This window comes from Paraliobacillus sp. X-1268, assembly GCF_003426095.1.
Taxonomy (GTDB): domain Bacteria; phylum Bacillota; class Bacilli; order Bacillales; family Amphibacillaceae; genus Paraliobacillus_A; species Paraliobacillus_A zengyii.
In genome coordinates this window covers 37056-59291 of sequence record NZ_QJSK01000006.1, presented here as the reverse complement: position 1 = coordinate 59291, position 22236 = coordinate 37056, and the positions used below count along the sequence as shown (strand labels likewise).

Genomic DNA, 22236 nt, shown 5'->3' with positions numbered 1-22236 from the left:
TAATTTTGATGCGTATTCAAATGGTTTCACTTTTCATGTCGAGCCGTTTGTTATATACGCATCAGAAAACAGTGGAAAGTACAGTAGCATGTTTCAATTTGTTTTGTACAGGAGAGGTATCTTATGAAGCGATTAATCGCCACATTAAAGACGATGTCAAGTAGAAGAGAAAAAATAGATTATATTTGGGAGTATTATAAATTACATATAATTGGTAGTGTTTCTGCGGTTTTATTTCTCTATATAATGATAGGAAATATTTTTGGAGAAGAAGAAAAAGTTGTGGAAATAATGGTAGTAAGTGAAGCAAGTTTACCTGTGATTGAACAAGTGGAAGAAGACCTGTCAGAACATTCATTTGAGGCGTTTACATTATACATTGAATACATACAACACAAAGGTGGTAAAATTGAAGAAAATGCCTTTGATCAAATGCAAAAAATGTCTGCAGCTATTTCTGTTGGTCAGATCGATATTATGATAACTGATGAAACACTAGCAACACAATTAATAGAAGAAGATATTTTTCTTCCCCTTTCTGAGGTAATTGATTTGAAACAGCTTAATCAAGAACAATACGAATTAATTGATTTTGGAACAAATGAAGTATACGGTATAAGCACCAAAAACATAGCTTATTTTGATGATGAGAGTTTTAATGACACATTCATTCTCATACCTGCTACTAGTAGCAATTTGGAATATGTCCAAAGTGTAATGGACGTGTTATTACCCTGAATGGAATGTAAAATAAAAATGCGTGGAAGTAATTAGAAGTAGTGACTGCTTATTAAGCTAAAGTCGCTACTTTTTCAATTCTTGTCATTACGAAATGCTAGTGTTATGATTGAGAATAGACGAATAGTATCATGATATAATATAAAAAAAGAACATTTTAATCAATAGAGGAGCGTATGACATGCGTGGATTACTAAAAAAAGTTTTTGACGGTAACCAGAGACAACTTAATCAATTGCAAAAAACAGTTGATGAAATAGAAGCGATGGAGCCAGAATATCAAAAGTTATCTGATGAGGAAATACGTGAAAAAACTACAGAGTTTCAAAAGCGCTATCAAGATGGGGAAACTTTAGATGATTTATTAGTAGAATCTTATGCGATTGTGCGTGAAGCAGCAAAACGTGTATTAAATATGCATCCATTTCCAGTTCAGATATTAGGAGCTTTAGTATTGCATCAAGGTGATATTGCTGAGATGAAGACAGGTGAAGGTAAGACATTAGCCTCTACTATGCCAGCATATCTAAACGCCGTAACAGGTAAAGGTGTACACATTATTACAGTCAATGAATATTTAGCAGAACGTGACGCACGTGAAATGGGTGCTCTGTTCACCTTCCTTGGGCTGACTGTTGGATTAAATGTCAATAGTTTAACTAAAGAAGAGAAAAGAGCTGCCTATTTAGCAGACATTACGTATGGAACAAATAACGAATTTGGTTTTGACTATTTAAGAGATAACATGGTGCTGTATAAAGAACAAATGGTTCAACGCCCATTGCATTTTGCTATTATTGATGAGGTCGATTCGATTTTGATTGATGAAGCACGTACACCATTAATCATTTCTGGATCTGCACGTAAATCTGCTAGTTTATATAACCAGGCAAATGCATTTATTGGTGGACTTAAGGACGAAACAGATTATACCTACGATGAGAAAACAAAAGGTGTTCAATTAACAGAAGAAGGTATAAATAAAGCAGAACGCTTTTTCAATATTGAAAACTTGTTTGACCTTAATCATGTAACATTAACACACCATATTAACCAAGCATTAAAGGCAACTGTAGCGATGCAACGCGATATGGATTATGTTATCGAAGAGGAACAAGTCGTGATTGTTGACCAATTTACTGGTCGTTTAATGAAGGGACGTCGTTACAGTGATGGTCTCCATCAAGCAATTGAAGCAAAGGAAGGCTTACAGATTCAAAACGAAAGCATGACACTTGCTTCTATTACATTCCAAAACTTCTTCCGAATGTATGATAAGTTAGCAGGTATGACAGGTACAGCAAAAACGGAGGAAGAAGAGTTTCGGAATATATATAACATGGTTGTTATTGCGATCCCAACTAACCGTGTAATTGTCCGTGATGACAAAGCAGATTTAATTTTCAAATCAATTAACGGTAAGTTCCAGGCTGTGGTTGAGGATATTAAAGAACGATACGAAGCAGGGCAACCAGTATTGGTTGGTACTGTAGCGGTAGAAACATCAGAAATAATATCAAACTATCTTAAAAAGGCCGGCGTGAAGCATAATGTATTAAACGCGAAGAACCACTATCGTGAAGCAGAAATCATCGAAAATGCCGGACAACCTGGCGCAGTCACGATTGCTACAAACATGGCTGGTCGTGGTACGGATATTAAACTTGGTGAAGGTGTAATTGAACGTGGAGGATTAGCTGTTATTGGTACAGAACGTCATGAATCTCGACGTATTGATAACCAGTTGCGTGGTCGTTCAGGTCGTCAAGGTGATCCAGGTATTACAAGGTTCTATTTATCAATGGAAGATGAATTGATGCGTCGATTCGGTTCTGATAATATGCGTGCCATGATGGATCGCTTTGGTATGGACGATAGCCAACCAATTGAAAGTAAAGTTGTATCTCGTGCAGTCGAATCTGCACAAAAACGTGTAGAAGGAAATAACTTCGATGCACGTAAGACAGTTCTTTCGTATGATGATGTTTTACGTGAACAACGTGAAATTATTTATAAACAGCGTTTTGATGTAATAGATTCTGATAATTTACGTGATATTATCGAAGAAATGATTAAAACGGTAGTAGAACAGACAGTCCATACACATACACAAGATGATGATGCGGAGAAATGGGAAACGCAAACGATCATAGAATATGTCCATGCTAATTTAGTTGAAGACGACTATTTAGTAGAGGAAGATCTAAAAGGTAAAGAGCCTCAAGAAATGATCGATTTTATCCTTGAAAAAGTCGATGAAAAATATGATAAAAAAGAGGAAGAACTGACACCAGATCAAATGCGTGAGTTTGAAAAAGTTATTGTACTTCGAACAGTTGATACAAAATGGATGGATCATATTGATCAAATGGATCAGCTTCGTCAAGGTATTCACCTACGTGCATATGGACAAAATGATCCATTACGTGAATATCAAATGGAAGGCTTTGCGATGTTTGAACAAATGGTTGAGTCCATTAATGAAGAAGTTGCACGTTATGTAATGAAAGCACAAGTCCGTGAAAACTTAAAACGTCAAGAAGTAGCAAAAGATGCAACAGCAGTTTCAGGTGATCAAGAGAAGAAGAAAAAGAAAAAGCAACCTTTTATCAAAGCAGACAGCGTTGGACGTAACGATCCATGTCCTTGCGGAAGCGGTAAAAAGTATAAACAGTGTCATGGTAAGTAATGAGATAAGATAGAGAGACACTTCCTTAATTGGAAGTGTCTTGTCTATTGTATGAATGCTAGAGAAATGAATGATTATAAGAGGTGTAGAAAATGGAATTAGCAGAGATAAGACATGAATTAGATAGTATAGAGCAACAACTAACAGACTTTAGGGGGTCTCTTTGACTTAGAAGAGAAGCGCACGCGCATTGCAGAGTTAGAAAATCAAATGTCAGAGCCTGGTTTTTGGGATAGCCAAGAAACAGCACAAAAAGTTATTGCGGATGTAAATGAATTAAAAGAGTTTGTTCATACGTTTGATCAGCACGTGGAAAGTTTGGAAAACGTTGTGCTTTCATATGAGCTTGTTAAAGAAGAAAATGATGAAGAGTTACGAGCTGATTTGGAAAATGAAGTACACTTATTAAGCGAAGCGTTAAAACGGTTTGAATTATTTATGCTACTTAGTGAACCATACGATAAAAATAATGCGATTTTAGAATTGCATCCTGGTGCAGGTGGTACGGAGTCACAAGATTGGGCTAGCATGTTACTTCGGATGTACACACGTTGGGCAGAATCGAAAGGATTTAAAGTTGAAACATTAGACTATTTACCTGGAGAGGAAGCGGGTGTGAAAAGTGTGACTTTATTAATTAAAGGTCACAATGCCTATGGTTATTTGAAAGCAGAAAAAGGTGTACATCGTTTAGTGCGAATATCGCCATTTGATGCTTCAGGTAGACGCCATACTTCTTTTGTATCCTGTGATATTATGCCGGAACTAGATGATGATATTGATATTGAAATTAATACGGAAGATCTTAAGATTGACACATATCGTGCAAGTGGTGCAGGTGGTCAGCATATTAATACAACTGATTCAGCTGTCCGAATTACCCATGTACCTACTAATTCTGTTGTTACATGTCAGTCAGAGCGTTCACAAATTAAAAATCGTGATCAAGCAATGAAGATGTTGAAAGCAAAGTTGTATCAATTACAAATTGAAAAACAACAGTCTGAATTAGATGAGATTAGGGGAGAACAAAAAGAAATTGGCTGGGGCAGTCAAATACGTTCCTATGTATTCCATCCTTATTCCATGGTAAAAGATCATCGTACAAATATGGAAGTAGGAAATACGAACGGTGTAATGGATGGGGATATCAATCCATTTATTGATGCATATTTGCGCTCACAATTGGCTTAACTAGTAAAGATAAAGGAACTTCAGCTGAAATATGCTAAAGTTCCTTTTTTTTATAATAAACTATATTTGAAGAGTTGTGCTTTAAAGCTTCTCTTACCGAGCACTTTCATATGAATTATTGAGTTTGCTACATTACTCCATTACTATACTCTACTAAAAACGGTTGTCCTCTTATTATAAACAATGATATACTCCTTAAGGTTGAAAATGACGGATAGTAATATAGAAAGTTTGAGGTGTTTTATTTTGATTGCAAAATATAGACGGGAACCTGTGCCAATCGTCTTCATTCATATAATAGAATATAGTTATGTATTAATAGGTGCATTTTTGGTAGCTATTGCATTTAATCTATTTCTTTTGCCAAATGAAGTAGCTTCTGGTGGAGTTGCTGGAATAAGTACGATTACGAAGTCTGTTTTTGGCTGGGAACCCTCATTAGTTCAGTGGGCGATAAACATTCCACTCTTTATAATCGGTATTCTAATATTAGGAAGTAAGTTTGGATTAAAAACTTTAGTAGGAACAATCGTTTTACCTTTGTTCGTATTCGTAACAAGTGATTGGAATGCAGCCACACCAGATCCATTGTTAGGTGCTATATTTGGTGGCATGAGCGCTGGCCTTGGAATAGGTATCGTATTTCGTGGTAAAGCGTCTACTGGTGGTATTGATTTAGCGGCACAAGTACTGCATAAATACTTTCCATTACCTTTAGGGATATGTGTTGCACTATTTGATGGCCTGATTGTAATAACTGCCACCTTTGTCTTTTCTGTGGAACAAGGGTTATATGCTTTAATTGGCTTATTTGTTACAAGTCGCACGATTGACCTCGTTCAAGTTGGTTTTAATACGTCGAAGAATATTATGATAATAACAGATCAAGTTGAAGAAGTTCGACAAGTGCTTTTAAAAGATATAGATCGTGGTGTGACTGTTTGGAATGCTGAAGGTGGTTATACGAACGAAAACCGTAAAATTATTATGTGTGTTGTTACCCAAAATGAATTTAGTAAAGTGACACAGATGGTGCGTCGTGTTGATTCAAAAGCTTTTGTTGTTGCAATGAATGCAAGTGAAGTATTAGGAGAAGGATTTAAAAATACATGAATTGAGTAACTAGAGTATAGATCTACTAAATCTAAGAAGAAGATTCGATGATAATTTAGAATCTTCTTCTTAGTTTTTATTTAACAGATTAAGTAAGGGAATGTTCCAAATCATAACAAAAAGTTTACCGTATTTGCGAATTTTGTAATTATTAACAGGGTTTGAAATGAAAATGTAATAAAAAAATGTCTAAAAAAAGTGAAAATAGATGTTATAATGAACAGGTCAAATATTTTAAGACAAGCTGTGACTATCATTTGGTAACAGTTGTCCTACATCTAGAAAATAAACTAACAATAAAGGTGATAAAAAATATGATACAAATGCAAGGTGTATATAAAACATATCCAAATGGTGTTACGGCACTAAATGGTATAGATATAGCAATAGAACCTGGTGAATTTGTTTATGTTGTTGGTCCTAGTGGTGCTGGTAAATCAACATTTATTAAACTAATTTTCCGTGAAGTATTAGCCTCAAAAGGAACAATAAAAGTTAACGATAAAGATATCTCCAAAATGAAACGAAAACATGTCCCCTACCTAAGAAGAGATATTGGCGTTGTCTACCAAGACTTTAAACTATTACCAAAACTCACAGTCTATGAAAATATAGCTTTTGCTTTAGAAGTATTAGAAGAGTCACCACGTGGTACTCGTAAACGTGTGATGGAAGTTCTTGACTTGGTTGGTTTAAAAAATAAGGCGCGATTTATCCCAGATGAACTTTCAGGTGGCGAACAACAAAGAGTGTCAATTGCCAGAGCGATTGTCAACTTCCCCAAACTAGTCATTGCGGATGAACCAACAGGTAATCTAGATCCGGAAACATCTTGGGAAATTATGAAGATACTAGAAGAAATAAATGCAACGGGTACAACAATTATTATGGCTACCCACAGTAAAGAAATTGTCAACACGATAAAAAAACGCGTAATTGCTATTGAAGATGGCTTAGTTGTGCGTGATCAACATCGAGGTGAATACGGCTATGAGATTTAATACAATTAAAAGACATCTTCGTGAAGGTACAAAAAATATTTGGCGTAATGGATGGATGACCATTGCTTCTGTCGGTGCAGTAACCACGACATTAATTTTAGTTGGTGCATTCTTAGCGCTCATGCTTAACTTGAATCATGTCGCTGATAATTTAGAAGAAGACGTTGAAATTAAGGTTTTAGTTGAATTAACTGCAGATGAAGAAGAAATTGAAGCAGTCGGTGACCAGATAGATGAGATTGCAGAAGTATCGACTGTTGACTTCGCAACAAAAGAGGAAGAGTTAGAAAGCCTAATATCAAGCATGGGTGATGAAGGCGGCGCATGGGAGTTATATGAACAAGATAATCCTTTAAATAATGCTTATATTGTTAAAACAACAGATCCTCAAGAAACATTGACAATTGCACAAGAAATTGAAGAGATAGAAAATGTTGAAAAAGTAAATTATGGACAAGACGTTGTGCAAAATTTGTTTAAATTTAATGAATATGCTCGGAATATAGGTCTTGTCCTTATCTTAGGATTAGTATTCACAGCAATATTCTTAATCTCAAACACAATAAAAATTACGATAATGGCACGTAGTAAAGAGATTGGTGTAATGAAGTTGGTTGGTGCAACGAACGGATTTATTCGCTGGCCGTTCTTTGTCGAAGGTCTTTTACTTGGTGTACTAGGAAGTATTATTCCAGTTGCGGTTTTATTAACAGGTTATTACTATCTAGATGCTAATGCTTCATCAATTAATCAATTTAGTTTTCTAGAAATACTACCATTTTCACCATTTGCATGGCAATTGGCATTACTGATTTTAGTAATTGGAGCATCAATAGGTATTTGGGGAAGCGTTATGAGTGTTCGGAAGTTTCTAAAAGTATAAATCTCTTCTTTAAGAGATTTATACTTACATAGATTATCGGAACTAAAAAGCTAGATTACTAGAGGGGGAGGATTCTTTACCATGAAAAAAATCATCATGTACCTTTTAATTTTCACAACGATAATTGGGTTTACGATATCACCAGTAACTGCAGAAGACATCTCTAGTTTGGATGAGAAATTGAATGATCTAGAAAGTGAAAAGAGCACTATAAATGAAGAGTCTGGCAATGTTACAAGTGAAACGGAAGAAACAGAAGAGAAAATTGCTGAAAATGAAGCTGAACAGAGTGAAGTTACAAGTGAGATAGAAACGATTAATGCTGATTTACAAGCAACGCAAACGAAGTTAGCAAACAAAGAAAGTGAAATATCAACTACTAATCAAGAGATTAGTTCAACAGAAACAGAAATAGAAGAAACAGAAGAAGAGATAGTAGTCTTAGAAGAAGAAATAGTAGTCTTAGAAGAACGAATTGCTGAGCGCGAAGAGTTATTGAAAAATAGATTGCGTGCTATTCAACAAAATGGTGGAGATATCAGTTATTTGCAAGTACTGATGGGTGCACAAAACTTTGGTGATTTTCTAAATCGTGCAACAGCTGTAACGAAAATCATGGATCAAGATCAAAGTATCATGGAAGCACATCAAGCTGATAAAGAAGATATGAAAACCAAAAAAGTAGCAGTTGAAGATAAGAAGACACAATTAGAAGATGATAAAGCTAGCTTAGAAGATAAACGAGCGAATTTAGTTGTCCAAAAGCAAGATCTTGAATCTATTCAAGCGACACTAGATAGTCAAGTGGCGGAAAAAGAAACGTTAATGGTGAACTTAGAGGATCAGCATAGCGAATTAGAAGAATACACAATGACGTTAGCAGAACAACAGCAAACATTAAATGATCAAGCCTCTATTATTGCTAACGCAATGAAAGAAGCAGAATCAAAAAAACAAGAATTAGAACAATTAGCTGAAGAGAAAGCAAAAGAAGAAGCTGCGGCGGCAGCAGAAAATAATAGCGACTCAAGTAGTGGTGAAAGCTCTACTCCAGCTGCATCACAGCCAGCTCCATCTACTAGTAATGCTGCATTTGTGATGCCAGCATCTGGAACACTCACTTCTCCTTATGGCTATCGTAGCTTTAATGGCGGTGGCATGCATTATGGTTTAGACATTGCGAATAGTGTCGGTACAACAATTAAAGCAGCAGCATCAGGTGTTGTTACCAGATCTAACTATTCTTCAAGTTATGGTAATGTAATTTATATCTATCATCCAGACTTAAATCTAACTACTGTATATGCACACTTAAATAGTAGAGCGGTATCGCTTGAGCAAAGTGTATCCCAAGGGCAAACAATTGGTGGAATGGGTAATACAGGTAACTCATTTGGAAGTCATTTACATTTTGAAGTACACAATGGCGGATGGAGTTATCATGGCGCAATTAATCCATCACCATATTTACCATAATAAGTACACATCTTTTCACAATAAAAGCATAATCTAAATAAACAAAGGCATCGCACGAAATGTTGTGGTGCCTTTTTGTGTCATACATATGGTACACTAGGAAAATAATATTGAACAAAAAAATCGGGGTGAAAAAAGTGCAAATCAAGAAAAATTATCTAGTTCTAATTATAGTTGCTGCAGTACTTATTGGTGGAGTAGGTACTTTCTTCAGTATGCAATTGTTGCAAGAAACTGTATCAACCGAAGAAAATATCGACTCAGTTAATTTTTCCGATCTTTCTGAGGATGAACAAGAAGAAATTCTTAGTGATGCTGGAGAATCAACTACTTTTTCAAAAGTTATGCAAGCATACAGTGTCATACAGGACAACTACTTAGAAAGTGCTGATGAAGATCAGTTGATCGAAGGTGCAGTTGAAGGTATGCTCGCAACTTTAGATGATCCATATAGTGTTTATATGGACCAAGAAACGATGGAACAATTTAATGAACAGATCGAGTCTTCTTTTGAGGGGATTGGTGCAGAAGTTAGTATGGTTGATGGTAAGGTTACTATTGTTGCACCGATAAAAGATTCTCCTGCAGAACAAGCAGGTTTAAAACCTAATGATCAAATACTAAAAGTTGATGAAGAGAGTATCGAAGGTCTTGACTTATATGACGCTGTTTCCAAGATTCGTGGGGAACAGGGCTCCGAAGTAACGTTAGAAATCCAACGACCTGGTGCTACAAATACAATTGAAGTTGAATTAACAAGAGATGATATTCCACTGGAAACAGTTTATTCGGAAACAACTGAAGTAAATGGTAATAAAGCAGGAATAATTGAAATAACTTCTTTTTCCGAAGATACTGCTACTCGTTTTGAAGAAGAGTTGACAAGTTTAGAAGAAGAGGGGATTGAAGGTTTAGTCATCGATGTAAGAGGAAATCCGGGTGGTTTATTACCTTCTATTCAAGAAATCTTGAAGAACTTTATAACAAAGGACACACCGTATATGCAGGTGGAAGATGGTGAAGGAAATAAAGAACGCTATTTCTCTGAATTGGACAATGCAAAAGATTACCCAATTAGTGTTTTAATAGATGAAGGTAGCGCATCGGCTTCTGAAATCTTAGCCATTTCAATGAAAGAAGCAGGAAATGCCGAAATAGTTGGTACAACAAGTTTTGGAAAAGGTACAGTACAACAAACGATCCCAATGGGAGACGGTAGTACAATTAAACTAACTTTATTTAAATGGTTATCTCCAGAAGGGAATTGGATTCATGAAGAGGGAGTTGAGCCGACTGTAGAGATAATGCAGCCAGCATACTTTTATGCGAATCCTATTCAAGTAGAGGAAACTTATTCCTATAACGATAGCAATGAAGACATTGAGAATGCACAAATTATGTTGGAAGGTTTAGGATATAATCCAAATCGAGAAGATGGCTACTTTAGTCGCGAAACAGAAACTGCTGTAGAAGAATATCAAGCAGAAAATGATTTAGAAGTAACAGGCGAGATTGATGAAGCAACCGCTGAGAAATTACAAACAAGTGTCATTGAAAAAGTAAGAAGTGGTGAAGAGGACGCGCAACAAGAAAAGGCATTAGAAGTATTATTTGATTAATCAAGAAAGTAAGCAATTCCCTTATGAAGTAAGTTTATTCATAAGGGAATTGCTTAAAATTTTCTTATAAAAGCAGGAAAAGATCATCTTTTATCGAATTATAATAAATAAAGGCTCATTAGACAAAGAAGTGAAAGGGGTGTGCAAAATATATGGAGACATGGTTAATTGAATTAGCAAAAGGTGTAGGCAAACTTTTCTTTAATCCGCTAATATATTGGTTTTTTATTGTTACATTCATAGCATCATTTACCAGGATTAAGAAAGAACGAAAATACTTTGGTACGAAAATGTTTACTATATTTGATGAACTACGTTACACATGGAAAACGACACTTTTAGCTGGATTAAGCTTATCTTTAGGTATGTTAATTATTGGTGCGTCGCTTCATTATCTCATGATTGCAGGACTTGTTTTGTTTACTATTTTATTTTCAATTGGGAAAAGGTTCACGTGGTTATCAGCAGCGTATACATTTGGATTTACCTACATAGCCTTACTCTTTTCTCCATATTTCATATCCTATCTACCAACTTCATGGAATACGGAGATAAAAGACTCTCAATGGTTGATATTCACTACTTTAATGGGGATTTTTATTTTAATCGAAGCGATTAAAATGATACGTATACAACAAGATGAAACCTTTCCTGAATTAAAGAAAGGCAGTCGTGGTAAATGGGTAGGACAACACCGAGTAAAAAAAATAATGCTCATACCTTTCATAAGTCTATTGCCAGCTGGGTTAATTACACCATTTGCTGATTGGTGGCCGATATTTTCTATAGGTGAAACAGAATTTGGACTCTTATTTATTCCTGCAATAATTGGTTTTGAACATGTAATAAGAGGTTCAATGCCTATAAAGGCGACACATAAATTTGGACAATCGTTATTAATATTAGGTTTTATCGTAATTGGGTTTTCGATAGCAGGCTATTATATTACTATTTTTACATTAATAAGTGTGGTTATCGCGATTATTGGACGTGAGCTATTAGCGTTACAATTCCGATTACGTGATTTAAGAAATCCTACTTATTTTGCAGTAGAAGAGACTGGATTAAAAGTATTAGGAATTATCCCAGGTACACCAGCAGAGAATATTGGATTAATGATTGGTGAAAAAATTATCAAGGTTAATGGCCAACCTGTTTCCAGTGAGCAAGCATTTTATGAAGCACTTCAGCTAAACAGTGCATATTGTAAACTTGATATTCGAGATGAAAGAGGGGAAATAAGATTTGCGCAGCGCGCCCTCTATCAAGGAGAACATTATGAATTAGGAATTATTTTTCCTAGCGAAACAACATGGAAAATAGAAAAGGCGCAATAATTTAATTTTCATATAAATTTAATAGAAATTTCATCATTTTGCCGTTAATTCAATGTATAATTACTTAGTAATATAACTTGAGTGCCTTATGAAAGGTTGAGCGGAATGAATACTTTACAAAAAAGGTTTAATGATTGGAAAAATGGTTTATTAGTGTACAAATTCGCTTTAGATGAAATTGATACAAAATTAAGTATTCTAAGTGAAGAGTTTGAATTTATTCATAATCACAATCCAATGGAGCATGTTAAATCGAGATTAAAAGAACCGAATAGTATTATGGACAAGTTAAATAGAAAAGGGTTAGAAGTCACACTATCTAATGCAAGAGAACATGTACGTGACATTGCTGGTGTTCGAGTAACTTGTTCATTTGTTGCGGATATTTATAAAGTTTACCATATGCTTAGTCAGCAAGATGATATTAAAGTACTTGAAGTAAAAGATTATATTAAACATCCAAAACCAAATGGATATCGTAGTTTTCACCTCATTGTTGAAGTGCCTGTTTTTCTTGCTAATTCAACTGAACATGTCCCAGTAGAAGTACAAATACGAACAATCGCGATGGATACATGGGCGAGTTTGGAACATAAAATTTTTTACAAATATGATCAAGAAATCCCTCAAGAATTAAAAAATGAATTAAAACAAGCAGCAGATACTGTAAGAGCACTTGATGACAAAATGGAATACATTCATACGCAAGTGGAAAGAGAAAAACATAAAGTAACACCGACTATATTGAAATAACAAGACGCGCATACAATCATGATTGTATGCGTGTCTTTTGATATGAATGGGACAAAAAATAAGTGCCACTAGTTGGCTGTTATGAATCTGGAATGTATTCATTATATAGCTTGTTAAAAGAGTTTGTTAACAATACTGTCGTTTATGACTGAATAACTATAGACTCTGTCGTAACTGCCACGTTGATTTCCGCTTCAGGCAGTCGCTTTCCGCGGGCAAATGTTTTCGGTGGGGCGAGTAATCGCAGTCCCAAGTCTTCAGCTAACTCCGTAAAGCACAAATCGCATTAAGGAGTGGATCTTCAGATCTTGCTTTTCCCGCAGGACTTTGAATTTACTTCCTGAACCAACACCGCACGAAGAAAATCGAACTATATTTTCGAGGATCGACTGCCCTACGCTACAATCAATCGGTATAATGTGAACAACTGTAGTGATAAGTACAATAAAACTTTATGACAAGCAGATAACGTATTATTTTTAAAGTCTGTCCAGTGACCGATTGCCTGTGTTATAAACTAATTCGAATAGCTATTCAAAAAAACGGTTTTCTTTGGATGATAATTCTTCAAAAAGTTGGCGAACATAAGAAGCATGGTAGTTTTGTATGTAGTTGATTTAATGTTTGCTAACTTGTATTTTAATGACAAATAACAAGCATTTTATATAATTCTTAATTAGCAGGCTACACTAGCGGATCAAGCGAAATGGGCGAGACTCCTGCAGGAACAGCACGGGCTGAAGATCCATTCGGTAAAGTGGTTTTCTTTACCGAATTAGCTGAAGTCGTGCCTGCGGAAAGGGAGCCCATTTCGCTTGAGGAGCGAAGCATAGATTATCTTGTATTGAACTTTATATAAAGTGAGTTATATTACGACTGAGTTTACCTCAAGTTCGTGATCAGATGCAGATGCTTTCAAAATGAGCACGAGTCAACTTTAACATTGGATTGCAGACTTCTCAAGTTTGCCAAGATCTAAATTCGTGTTTTATCAGTGAAAGTTGCGTTATAAAAAACAGAAATAGCTTCACCATGCGCAGTTAACTAAATGCTTCGTTACTTATTTCCTGGGGAATAAAGAGTCTGTTTAAAATATAAATACATTCTGAGCATCTATTAAATGATCAAGGTTATCCTATTAGCGTTTTGTATAGGGATGCAAGGGGTATAACTACAGTATCCTGATATGAAGGAAGGTTAAGAAATATGAGAAAAGTTGCAGTAATATTTAACCCTGCAGCAGGGAAAGCAAAACTGCTGCAATTAAAAGAAAAAATTATAAATACATTAGAAATAGCTTTTGAGGAAGTAACTGTTTATGAAACAAAGCAACCAGGAGATGGTGCAACATATGTGAACCAAGTTTCAAGTCAAGTTGATCTAATTATTGCGGCTGGCGGTGATGGTACAGTAAATGAAGTGATTAATGCGATCGCCCCGCTAGAAAAACGACCTGCTTTTGCGATCATCCCTGGGGGCACAAGCAATGATTTTTCTCGGGAAATTGGAATGTTACAAAACCCGTTAAAAGCAGCTGAACAAATTGCTGAAAAAGAAACAAAAATGATTGATATTGGACAAAGTGATCATTACTATTTTCTGAATTTTTGGGGCATCGGTATCATTACCCAAGTTTCTGAGACAGTTGATTCAAATTCGAAACAAAATATCGGACGATTAGCTTATTACTTACGTACCCTACAAACAATTGGCGAAGAAAAGGCTTTTCATTTAAAAATAGAATCTGATAATGGAATTTGGGAAGATGAAGCTGTTATGCTTATTGTGGGTAATGGTACATATACTGGTGGGATTCGAGCTTTCTTTCCAGAAGGAAGCATCCATGATGGGTTGTTAGATGTATTGGTTATCAAAGAAGCATCTTTACCAACTTTTTGGTCTATTCTTCAATCAAAAGTAGATAATAACGAGCAAATTAATGAAGGAATTAAAGCTTTTAAAACAAAAAGTATAACTGTTACAGCAGATCCAGCACAAAATATTGATTGTGATGGAGAAAGACAGAATCAAACACCATCAAGTATTACTGTTTTACACAACCATATACAAATGGTAGTCGGAAATATCGAATAGTTAAACGAAAACACGCCAAAAGTTAGAATGTAATCTAACCTTTGGCGTTTGGCATAATGGGATCATTCTATTATCGTTCGATGGTCAATAGTTCTCGTAATTCATTTTCTGATAACGTAGATAGCATCGTTTCACCTGGTTTAATGATTTGATCCACAAGCTCTCTTTTTTCATGTTGTAATTGAAAAATCTTTTCTTCGATTGTTCCTTCAGTTATTAAACGTATAACTTGGACAACCTTCTTCTGTCCAATTCGATGTGCACGGCCCGCTGCTTGTTCTTCAACAGCTGGATTCCACCATAAATCAAATAGAATAACAGTGTCTGCTCCAGTTAAATTAAGTCCTGTACCACCTGCTTTTAAGGAAATAAGGAAGACTGATTTCTCACCTTCGTTAAAAGCATCAGCCATTTCTAATCGCTGTGATGGTGGAGTGGAACCATCTAAATAAAATACCTCATGTCCGTCTGCTTGTAGTTCTTTGTTGATTATTTTTAACATGCTTGAAAATTGTGAGAAGATTAATAGTCGCTTACCACTTTGCCTTAATTCATCGACTAATTCTTTTAGATGTTCTAATTTACCAGATTTTCCGGTATAGTTTTCTAAGAACAACGATGGATGACAACAAATTTGTCGTAAACGTGTAAGGCCAGCTAATATTTCTAATTTACCTTTTTCAAAGCCTTTTTGTTCAATTGTTTCAGCAATCTTCTCTTGCATTTTTTCCACATATGCAAGGTACACTTGCTTTTGATTTTTAGTTAGCTCTGAATATTGTTCTGTTTCAATTTTATCTGGTAATTCTGCTAACACATCCCGTTTTAGACGGCGTAAGATAAATGGTCTTGTAATCACTGCGATATAAGCAGGATCTTGTTGTAAGAAGTGCTTTTTTGTTCCGAAAAATCCTGGTGATATCGTATGAAATATTGACCATAATTCATCTAATGTATTTTCAATAGGCGTACCACTCAATGCGAAGCGATGTTTTGCTTGAAGTGAACGAACAGCTTTTGCTGTTAAAGTAAGATGGTTCTTAATCGCTTGTGCTTCATCAAGAATCAATGCATCAAATGGTACTGATGCGTATATATCTTGGTCTTTTCGCATTAGTGGATAAGAAGTAATTAACACATCCACATCAGTCAATTGTTCTACGATTGCTCTACGTTGTTGTTTTGTCCCGACAATTACTTCTGCACGTAAAGAAGGTGCAAACTTCGTAATTTCCTTTCGCCAGTTATAGACCAGTGAAGCAGGTGCAATGACTAACGCTTGATATTTACCATCTGTTTTTTCTGCTTTTTCACTTAATAAATAGCTTATTGTTTGAACTGTTTTTCCTAAGCCCATATCATCTGCTAGAATGCCACCTAAATGGTAGTAAGAGAGCGTTTTAAACCACTGAAATCCTACAAGTTGATAGTCGCGTAAATCGGCATCTAATGTAGTTGGTAAATTAAATTGCAAATCTTCTGGATGTTTTAAGGCAGTTAACATTTGTTCAAACGTATCTTGATAATGTGCAACTTCAGCTGGAAAAGTCTCTTCTATTTGTAAACTTCGCGCTGCTGAAATTTGAACTTGTCCATCCTGAAGATCAGACTTACTTAATTGTAGTTGGTCAATAAATTGTTGAAACGATTCAAATGATTCATTTTCCAAAGCAAGTAAAGGCCCATCTGGAATCCGGTAATAGCGTTTTTTCTCTACTAATGCTTGTAGAAGTTGTTGTACTTCCGTATTTGATATCCCTTTAACATCAAAGGAAACGTCTAACATTCCGGTAGTGTTATTCACTTGAATATTGGCTTGTAATTCTGGTTCTTCTGCACGAACTAATTTTTTCACCTCATCAGAAATATAAACAAGTGCATGGTTATGAAGTTCTGGTAAAGCATCATGTAAAAACCTGTAGATATTTTCATTATTAAATAGTTGAAAACGACCATTTAAATAATAAAAACCAGCTTGTTCAAGAAGTTGTAAAATTGATCGTTCGGCTTTCATTTCACGTTTTATTACTAAATTAGAAGCCTGATGTGATTCATATGGTGCAAGTTCATAATCTCCATACTGAAAAACAACATTTGCTGTAAGTGTATCCTGTAATTCATCTAAATATATTTTTGTCTTAAGTGATGTTATCGCAAGTAGTTCGTTTGTTTTTTCAGAATAAATGGGTTGCCCTATTCTTTCTAATTTCGGCATGACATTTGATACAAATGCTTCCATCTTATCTCGGGCAATCAAATGTACATGCTTGGTACGATAAGGCAATAATGAAAACAGCTGATCAATAATTAAGCGCTGTTTAGCATTTGTAAAATAAAAGGTGTGTGCTTCATATAAATAACCATATCCATCAAAATAATCAAAACGAAGCAAAGCACCCAGATTAATAGAGAAGCTATCTTCATTCTCAAGATCTATTGGAAAAGTAAGTGGTGGTAGCTTATCTTCCAAGAAAAAGCTTCCGAATATTTGGCCTTGTAAATCTTTCATCGTATGATCTCTTGCACTAATTCCTTCTAATAAAGGCTTGGCTGAATTTGGTGGTATTCTAACCGCACGTTTGTTTGTCATTCCATAGTCATTATCATATAGAATTTCATTTTGATAGGCCTGTATAAGCTGATCTATGATGTCTTTGTCCTCTTCTGCAAACTTATGAAGTAAAGGATCATATGTGAATGTATTTGTAACAGGGTATGGTTGCTGATTTTTAACGTGGGTAAGAAAGGTACGGATTTCTTTAATTATATACGTTTTTTTTATACCAACTTGTAACTCAACTTCTAAAAACAGTTTTGCATTTTGTGTGTTTTTACGTTGAATTAACGTATAATCAATCCGAAGCTCTTTTGCATCCAAAACATGCGCTCTATTTTCACTACTAAAAGCTTCTAGCATTCGTAATGTGAATGGATCACTTTTAGCTTGCGGTCTCGTTGGCAATGTTGGGTTTGGTTTCGTCGTACTAGTCAAGACTGTCTGACTAGGGTCATTAGAATTACTGTTACTTATTGCGAGTAAAACTGCTGCAATGTGTTTACAAGTGAAATGTGTGGCGTATGCAGGACAATCACAATTACCTTCTAGCTCATCGTCATCAAAAAAGAAAATACGAACGTTGTAGCTACTTGCTCCACGAACTTGTGCACTCCATGTGTTAATTGTTTGATTGTATGTTAAACCAATGACTCTTCCTTTTTTGAAGTAGTCAAAGCCCCTTTTATAAAACCGTTGGCCGGTTATTTTGACAATGTCTTGTGTTTCTAAAAAAAAGGTACGCATAATTATTTCCCTACCTTGTCTTGTATTAGCAAAAGTATATCTTTTCATTATAACAAATAATTGTCGTCAAAAACTGTAAGAATAAAAATTTTTATTTGTATTTTAAGGATCAATTGATTAAAATGGGCAGTCATTTGGCGTGAAAATAGTTGACTTTATCCTAAAAAACGTGCTATTTTTACTAACGTGAATAGACATTTAAAAAGCACTTATACATTAGATGAAGGAGCATTATACCGATGTAGAAATCCCTTAGTAATCCATGTTTTATAAATGAATCAAATTAAAGATAGGAAGGGATTTATAAAATGACAATGCAAGAAGAAGTAAATAAGAGAAAAACATTTGCGATCATATCACACCCTGATGCTGGTAAAACAACATTAACAGAGAAATTGTTATTGTTTGGTAACCTAATTCGAGAAGCAGGGACTGTAAAAGCAAAAAAATCAGGTAAATTTGCTACATCTGACTGGATGGAAATTGAGAAACAACGTGGAATTTCTGTAACGTCCAGTGTGATGAACTTTCCATATAAAGATTATAAAGTTAATATATTAGATACACCGGGTCACGAGGATTTTAGTGAAGACACGTATCGTACATTAACAGCTGTAGATAGTGTTGTGATGATTATTGATGCAACAAAAGGTATTGAAGCCCAAACTATTAAATTATTTAAAGTTTGTAAAATGCGTGGTATTCCGATTTTCACTTTCATCAACAAAATGGATCGTGAAGGTCGTGAACCATTAGCACTTTTAGAACAAATTGAAGAAGTTTTAGAAATCGAAACATATCCAATGAATTGGCCTGTTGGCATGGGTAAGCGTTTCTTAGGCATATTTGATCGTCAAAATAAACAGTTTGTACAATATAATGGAAATGAAGCAGAAACAACTATTCCTTATGCAGATTTAGATAATCCAGAGAATAAGGCACTTGTGGAAAATCCAACATATCAAGATACATTAGATGAGTTGGAATTAATTGAAGAAGCAGGAGATGACTATTCATTAGATGCGGTCTTGAGTGGGGATCAAACACCAGTTTTCTTCGGTAGTGCTTTAGCGCCGTTTGGTGTGCAAAGTTTTTTTGATACGTTTATCGAAATGGCTCCCAAACCTGTTCCTAGAAAGACAACAGAAGGATTAGTTAGTCCCGATAACCCGGATTTTTCAGGATTTGTCTTTAAGATCCAAGCAAACATGAATCCAGCCCATCGTGATCGTGTAGCATTCCTACGGGTTTGTTCAGGTAAGTTTGAGCGTGGAATGAGTGTTAGATTAGAACGAACAGGTAAACAAATCAAATTGTCTCAAACACAACAATTTGTGGCTTCCACTCGTGATACAGTTGAAGTTGCCTATGCAGGTGATATTATCGGGATATATGATCCGAATGCATATCGAATAGGTGATACATTAACAGAAGGTAAAGAATCTTTTGTTTATGATGAATTACCACAATTCCCACCTGAGTTATTTAAGCAAGTAACTGCAAAAAACGTAATGAAATCAAAACAATTCAGAAAAGGTTTAGAACAACTGGTCCAAGAAGGTGCAATTCAATTATTTACACGTTATCCGATGGAAAGCTACATTATCGGAGCTGTTGGTGAATTACAGTATCAAGTATTTGAACATCGTATGAAACACGAGTATAATGTAGAAGTAACGTTAGAATCTATCGGTGAACGAGTACCACGCTGGTTAAACCAGGAACAAGTCGATACGACGTTATTCGACGATCGAAACCTGTTAGTTAAAGACCGTGAAGGAACATTTTTAGTATTATTTAAGAATGATTTTGCTCTTCGTTGGTTTAAAGATAAACATAAAGATATCGAGTTAATTGACTTGTTTGAAGTCAATCAGTATGATCAATCTTATTAAAAGATAATGTAGTAAAGAAGCTTGGGGTAACTGTACCTCAAGCTTTTTGTTACATATCTTTTTAAATATGAATAAAACGAATATTTGTTCGCATTTTGGTTTGAAAAGTAGTATAATGTGGTATCATAGATAAGTGAAGAGTAGAACGGAGGGTGCATCGTGGTAGATAAATTTGAGTTAGTGTCGAAATATAAGCCCGAGGGTGATCAGCCATCAGCAATTAAGGAATTAGTTTCCGGAATTAATGCTGGTAGACGTGAACAGACATTACTTGGAGCAACAGGAACTGGTAAGACATTTACGATGTCTAATGTTATTACAGAAGTAAACAAACCGACGTTAGTCATTGCTCATAATAAAACACTTGCTGGACAACTATATAGTGAATTCAAAGAGTTTTTTCCTAATAATGCTGTAGAATATTTTGTTAGTTATTATAATTATTATCAGCCTGAAGCATATGTTCCTTCGACGGATACATTTATAGAGAAAGATGCAAGTATTAATGATGAAATTGATAAATTACGACACTCAGCAACGTCTGCCTTATTTGAAAGAAAAGATGTTTTAATCGTAGCAAGTGTATCGTGTATTTATGGTTTAGGTTCTCCTGAAGAATACCGAAATCAAGTATTATCCATTCGGGTTGGAATGGAGAAAGACCGAGACGCATTACTTCGTGAATTAGTCGATATTCAGTATGCACGTAATGATATAGATTTCCAACGTGGTACATTCAGAGTTCGTGGAGATTCGGTTGAAATTATTCCGGCTTCTCGAGAAGAACACTGTATACGAGTTGAATTTTTTGGTGATGAGGTTGATCGTATACGAGAAGTAGATGCGCTAACTGGAGAAATTGTTGGTAATCGCGAACACATCGCTATTTTCCCTGCTTCCCACTTTGTTACTGGTGAAGAAAAATTAAAAGTCGCTATGAAAAATATTGAAAAAGAATTGGAAGAACAGCTAACGTTTTTCCGTGAAAATAATAAATTACTTGAAGCACAGCGAATTGAACAGCGGACGCGTTATGATTTGGAAATGATGGAGGAAATGGGTTTCTGTTCAGGGATTGAAAACTACTCTCGTCATTTAACATTGAGAGAAGCTGGTTCAACTCCATATACGTTAATTGATTATTTTCCAGATGATTTCATGATTGTTGTTGATGAGTCACATGTAACGTTACCACAGGTTCGTGGAATGTTTAATGGTGACCAAGCAAGAAAGCAAGTTTTAGTTGATCATGGATTCCGATTACCATCTGCAATGGATAACCGTCCGTTGACATTTAAGGAGTTTGAAGAGAAGGCGAAACAAATGGTCTTTGTTTCGGCAACTCCCGGTCCATATGAATTAGAGCACACGCCTCAAATGACAGAACAAGTTATTCGTCCAACAGGTTTACTAGATCCTCCAGTGGAAGTTCGCCCAATTGATGGTCAAATAGATGATCTGATTGGCGAGATAAATAAACGGATAAAACTAGATGAACGGGTACTCATTACAACGTTAACTAAAAAAATGTCAGAGGATTTAACCGACTATCTAAAAGAGATAGGAATGAAGGTTGCTTATTTGCATTCTGAAATTAAAACATTAGAGCGGATTGAGGTTATTCGTGATCTACGGGTCGGTAAGTTTGATGTCATTGTTGGAATTAACTTATTACGTGAAGGTATTGATATTCCAGAAGTATCTTTAGTTGCTATTCTTGATGCTGATAAAGAAGGTTTCTTGCGGTCTGATCGAGCATTGATTCAAACAATGGGACGAGCAGCACGTAATGAAAATGGACGTGTCATTATGTACGCGGATCGGATGACAGATTCAATGAGTCGGGCAATTGAGGAAACAGAACGACGTCGTGAAAAACAACAAGCATATAACGAAAAACATGGTATTGTACCTACGACAATCAAAAAAGAAGTTCGTGACGTTATACGCGCAACTATGGCTGCTGAAGATTCAGCGAAGTATGAAGGTGATGCACCAAGTTATAGTAAGATGACGAAGAAAGAAATTGAGAAACTGATTGAAAATATGGAAAAAGAAATGAAACAAGCTGCGCGTGACTTGAACTTTGAAAAAGCTGCTGAGTTACGTGATATCGTTATACAGCTGAAAGCGGAGGGGTGAC

General features: G+C 35.4%; 14 protein-coding genes. 13 read left to right on the top strand and 1 reads right to left on the bottom strand.

What is annotated here, in order from left to right; translation table 11 throughout:
- Positions 1–123: 123 nt before the first annotated feature.
- The 11 genes from D2K62_RS09750 (at position 124) to D2K62_RS09700 (ending at position 14897) form a co-directional block, all read left to right on the top strand.
- On the top strand, positions 124–738 hold the full coding sequence (locus D2K62_RS09750) for a type 2 periplasmic-binding domain-containing protein (RefSeq protein ID WP_112181860.1): 615 nt from the start codon (positions 124–126) through the stop codon (positions 736–738).
- Between the two features lie 181 nt (positions 739–919).
- Positions 920–3427: a preprotein translocase subunit SecA gene (secA, locus tag D2K62_RS09745; protein ID WP_112181859.1), complete on the top strand. Its 2508-nt coding sequence runs from the start codon at positions 920–922 to the stop codon at positions 3425–3427.
- 92 nt (positions 3428–3519) lie between these two features.
- Positions 3520–4621, top strand: a protein-coding gene (gene prfB, locus D2K62_RS09740; RefSeq protein ID WP_112181858.1) for a peptide chain release factor 2 whose coding sequence is annotated in 2 segments (ribosomal slippage) — positions 3520–3591 and positions 3593–4621 — 1101 coding nt in all. Because the reading frame shifts where the segments join, the coding sequence is not laid out codon by codon here.
- 246 nt (positions 4622–4867) lie between these two features.
- On the top strand, positions 4868–5734 hold the full coding sequence (locus D2K62_RS09735; RefSeq protein WP_232824120.1) for a YitT family protein: 867 nt from the start codon (positions 4868–4870) through the stop codon (positions 5732–5734).
- Positions 5735–6048: 314 nt separating this feature from the next.
- The gene (gene ftsE, locus D2K62_RS09730; RefSeq protein WP_112181856.1) at positions 6049–6735 is read left to right on the top strand and encodes a cell division ATP-binding protein FtsE; all 687 of its coding nucleotides are present in this window, start codon (positions 6049–6051) and stop codon (positions 6733–6735) included.
- Positions 6725–7618, top strand: coding sequence for a permease-like cell division protein FtsX (gene ftsX, locus D2K62_RS09725; protein ID WP_112181855.1), 894 nt, complete (start codon positions 6725–6727; stop codon positions 7616–7618). Before ftsE ends, ftsX begins: the two co-directional genes overlap by 11 nt.
- Positions 7619–7699: 81 nt before the next feature.
- Entirely contained in the window at positions 7700–9094 is a 1395-nt protein-coding gene (locus tag D2K62_RS09720; RefSeq protein ID WP_112181854.1) for a murein hydrolase activator EnvC family protein, read from the top strand.
- Positions 9095–9231: 137 nt separating this feature from the next.
- Positions 9232–10713, top strand: coding sequence for a S41 family peptidase (locus D2K62_RS09715; protein ID WP_112181853.1), 1482 nt, complete (start codon positions 9232–9234; stop codon positions 10711–10713).
- 152 nt (positions 10714–10865) lie between these two features.
- Positions 10866–12050, top strand: a complete 1185-nt coding sequence (locus D2K62_RS09710) for a PDZ domain-containing protein (protein ID WP_117161371.1) — start codon at positions 10866–10868, stop codon at positions 12048–12050.
- A gap of 105 nt (positions 12051–12155) precedes the next feature.
- Complete coding sequence (locus D2K62_RS09705) at positions 12156–12803, top strand: GTP pyrophosphokinase (RefSeq protein WP_112181851.1); 648 nt, start codon at positions 12156–12158, stop codon at positions 12801–12803.
- 1206 nt (positions 12804–14009) lie between these two features.
- Complete coding sequence (locus D2K62_RS09700) at positions 14010–14897, top strand: diacylglycerol/lipid kinase family protein (protein ID WP_117148943.1); 888 nt, start codon at positions 14010–14012, stop codon at positions 14895–14897.
- Positions 14898–14967: 70 nt separating this feature from the next.
- Here D2K62_RS09700 and D2K62_RS09695 read toward each other — a convergent pair whose 3' ends face one another.
- A complete protein-coding gene (locus D2K62_RS09695) occupies positions 14968–18198 on the bottom strand; it encodes a DEAD/DEAH box helicase (protein ID WP_117148942.1) in 3231 nt (1076 codons plus the stop codon).
- Positions 18199–18506: 308 nt separating this feature from the next.
- Between D2K62_RS09695 and D2K62_RS09690 the strand changes: the two genes are divergently transcribed.
- Both D2K62_RS09690 and uvrB read left to right on the top strand, forming a co-directional pair.
- The gene (locus D2K62_RS09690; protein WP_112181848.1) at positions 18507–20093 is read left to right on the top strand and encodes a peptide chain release factor 3; all 1587 of its coding nucleotides are present in this window, start codon (positions 18507–18509) and stop codon (positions 20091–20093) included.
- Between the two features lie 159 nt (positions 20094–20252).
- The gene (gene uvrB / locus D2K62_RS09685; protein ID WP_117148941.1) at positions 20253–22235 is read left to right on the top strand and encodes an excinuclease ABC subunit UvrB; all 1983 of its coding nucleotides are present in this window, start codon (positions 20253–20255) and stop codon (positions 22233–22235) included.
- The last annotated feature ends 1 nt before the right edge of the window (position 22236 follow it).